Origin of the sequence: Salinibacterium sp., from assembly GCF_031364185.1 — a bacterium.
Classification (GTDB): Bacteria; Actinomycetota; Actinomycetes; order Actinomycetales; family Microbacteriaceae; genus Rhodoglobus.
Genome location: NZ_JANLVV010000109.1, coordinates 1 through 1,777, shown reverse-complemented (window position 1 = coordinate 1,777; position 1,777 = coordinate 1). Strand labels below are relative to the sequence as shown.

2 protein-coding genes are annotated in these 1,777 nt (G+C 60.9%); one reads left to right on the top strand and one right to left on the bottom strand.

Annotated elements, in window-relative coordinates; genetic code table 11:
* Nucleotides 1–410: 410 nt before the first annotated feature.
* The gene (locus RMN95_RS05185) at nucleotides 411–863 is read right to left on the bottom strand and encodes a hypothetical protein (RefSeq protein WP_309615885.1); all 453 of its coding nucleotides are present in this window, start codon (nucleotides 861–863) and stop codon (nucleotides 411–413) included.
* A gap of 246 nt (nucleotides 864–1,109) precedes the next feature.
* Between RMN95_RS05185 and RMN95_RS05180 the strand changes: the two genes are divergently transcribed.
* A complete protein-coding gene (locus RMN95_RS05180; protein ID WP_309615884.1) occupies nucleotides 1,110–1,574 on the top strand; it encodes a VOC family protein in 465 nt (154 codons plus the stop codon).
* Nucleotides 1,575–1,777: the final 203 nt, after the last annotated feature.

The following is a 1,777-nucleotide window of genomic DNA, read 5'->3' as shown; positions in this document are numbered from 1 at the left end:
GGCCGGCCGCGGAGACCTACTAAATGAGAACCGCCGGAAACACCGTTCATGAGATAGTCCCCCGGTGCGCGATCGCGTACATCAGTCCAGTCAACTACGTTGAATGCACCCAAGGTCAATCCCTTGCGTCTGCGGAGGCTTGATTACTCGGGGTGCATTAGAGGGACGAGGGACCGGTGCGTGCTGTCATTCTGGGAGGGACGGGCGCGACCGGTGGGGCGACCGGGGTGCACCTCGCCACGGTGGGGTGGAAGGTGGATGTCACGGGTCGTGATCCCTCATCGATGCCGTCAGATCTGCCGCCGCTTCTTCCGATCATCGCGTCGGTTTCAGGTTCTGTCGTGACCTCCGGGCGGGCGAACAACCCCTCAGATCAGCCAGCGCCCCAGCGAAGTGAAGGTCCAAAAAACTCAGCCACCGGTGAACATTTCAAGGGCCAGTTCGGCGCCGGCGTTCGAGCACGCTTCGGACAGCGTCTGGTAGCCGGAATCCCAACCCGCCGAGCCTATTCCCGGCGTCCCCATTTTGGCCTGCGCAATGATCGGCGCCGCGTCCTTGAGCGAGTTGATTGCGTCACTAACCGCGCCTTCCGTCGCAGTCGGCACCCGATCCAAAATCCTCGTGGCGAGACGGTACCACCCCTGCTGCTCTTGCGCCTCCATCCGACCGTCACGGACTCCGGCGTCGGCATTCGCAACCACCGTCAGAACGCCACCGAACATCGAACACGTTTCTTTATCCGTTGTTACCGCCGCGCTTGCCGGTGGATCCGCCGGCAGGGCTTCGATGGCACCTGTGCACCCCGATAGAACAAGGGCGCCGCATGCCACCGAAATTTTCAGAGCCACTTGGTGAATGTTCAAGGGGCCTTCCCTTCTGTGAGTAGATGAACCATCAGCGCCGAGCAAGCCATTCATGGCGCTGTGATTGATATGGCATCGTCAAGATGCTGGAAGTTACGCACCCAGAAAATCGGTGATTAGTGAACAATACTAAACTTGTGCCTGGTTGGGTGGGGATGTCCCCGCGCGGTAAATGACCGTCACTCAGGGCTTTGAGCAACATTTTCCCGGTCGTCAGGACCGTACGCAGGGTGCAGGGTAGAGGCCATGACTCCTTCGCAGCCGCCCCGCCAGCTCCGGTTGATCATTGGGACCGACGATTTCGATGACGCGCTCTACTTTTATCGGGATGTTCTGGGTATGCCCGAACAGCCGGCATTCGCCACCGATGGCGATGATCGCGTGTCGATCCTGCATGCTGGAATCGCCACCATCGAACTGGCCACGCCTGCCCACATTCGTAATATCGACACGATGGAACGCGCGGCAACGGTCGAAGGTCCGACGCTTCGGATCGCGCTCGAAGTAGACAACACCCCGCACGCGGTCGCGGTCTCCGAACAGTCAGGCGCCACCACGCTGGCCCCGCCGACGGAGACCCCATTTCGGACCATCAACGCCAGAGTCCAGGGCCCCGCCGGCTGGCAGGTCACGTTTTTCCAAGAATTAGAGACGCTGGAGCAACGGCAAAGTCGGAAGGGCTTCTCCACCGACGACAAGCGCGCCCGCTGAAACTTCGGCTGAGGGAAGGATGCTGGCCGCAGGAATTGCGGAGCCGGGAAGCAACCGGAGGCCTCCCCCGCACCACAAGCCATTCGCTGTCAGAGTGCAGTCGTGGCCGTTTGGCCGCAAAATATTCGGCCACCACAGGACACACAGCGCGCGACACTTGCCGTCGACACCCACTACAAGCACAGCAGTCCCAATACGGGGAC